Raw genomic sequence first — 1,390 nt, 5'->3', positions numbered from 1 at the left:
CGACGATGACGTCGATATGCTCGTCAAGGGCCAGATCGACCGCACGCTTCCGGAGGCGGAGCGGCGAATCAAGGATCGCTCCATCGCCTGGGTCGATAGCCTCGCCGAAAGCGGGCAGATCGAGAAGAAGTTCAACACCATCTTCTTCACCCACGGGGCATCGCGCGAGCCCGAGATGGCGGGCATCGCCGGGGCCTTGGCGGGATCCTTCTACACCCTGACGCTGACCCTGGTGTTCTCCTTCCCGCTCGCGGTCGGCACCGCCCTCTATCTGGAGGAGTTTGCACCGAAGAATCGGTGGACCGACTTCATAGAGGTCAACATCAACAACCTGGCGGCGGTGCCATCGATCGTCTTCGGTCTGCTCGGCCTTGCGGTGTTCATCAACTTTTTCGGCGTGCCGCGATCCACCCCCCTGGTCGGATCCTTGGTGCTGACGCTGATGACGCTGCCGACCATCATCATCGCCAGCCGTGCCGCGCTGAAGTCCGTGCCGCCATCGATCCGCGAGGCTGCGTTGGCGGTCGGCGCGTCGCCGATGCAGACGCAGGTCTATCACGTGCTGCCCCTGGCCATTCCCGGCATGCTCACTGGCACCATCATCGGTATGGCCACGGCACTGGGCGAGACCGCACCGCTTCTTATGATCGGGATGATCGCGTTTATCGTCGACATCCCGCAGGGGGCCCTTGACCCGTCGACCGTCCTGCCGGTGCAGATCTTTCTCTGGGCAGATAGCCCGGAGCGGGGATTCGTCGAGCGCACCTCCGCCGCGATCATGATCCTGCTGGGCTTCCTGATTGCGATGAACCTGGCCGCGGTCCTGCTGCGCAGGCGCTTCGAGCGACGTTGGTAACCGACCGGATTTGCGTCTACGCTCGGGGGAGTTTTCGGAAAGACATCGAATTACGAGTTTTTTGTGGGTTTCGGCCCCATCTCCGCGGGGTGATTGGGCCTGGCGGGCTTGTACGCAGCCGCTGACGATCACGCGCGGATGGCTTGGTCCGGAACCAGATCGGCAAGCGATGCAGGATTGCACAGCGCCGCCGGGCCCTGTATCTTGTATGACTATAGGCCGTTAAAAACAGATCGATTCGGAAACCGCGTTTTCGAGTTATCAGCCGATCGAATACTCAAGACAGCATACGATCGGCGTCTCGCTCGATATGTACAGGGGGCGAGAGCCGGCTTTGGCTCGCGGGGAACTATAGGATGACACTGTTTCCAGCGTAGCCCAAGATAACGATTTCGGGATTACCGTCGGAGGTCACCCACAAATGAACACGCTTGCTGCTCAACCGAACTTCGGTGCCCGCGCACCGGGGGCAATCACCGCCACCGATCTCGTCGAAGACAGCTCCTTTACCGAGACCATTGGCGACTTTACCTC

1 protein-coding gene is annotated in these 1,390 nt (G+C 61.0%); it reads left to right on the top strand.

All coding sequences use genetic code 11. The features are described 5' to 3' along the window. On the top strand, positions 1 to 856 hold an 856-nt coding region (pstA, locus tag CKO31_RS25850; protein ID WP_200243724.1), incomplete at its 5' end, for a phosphate ABC transporter permease PstA. Positions 857 to 1,390 lie beyond the last annotated feature (534 nt).

This window comes from Thiohalocapsa halophila, from assembly GCF_016583825.1.
In the GTDB taxonomy this organism is placed as follows: domain Bacteria; phylum Pseudomonadota; class Gammaproteobacteria; order Chromatiales; family Chromatiaceae; genus Thiohalocapsa; species Thiohalocapsa halophila.
The sequence above is the reverse complement of the archived record's forward strand: the minus strand, read 5'-3'. Positions and strand labels throughout refer to the sequence as shown.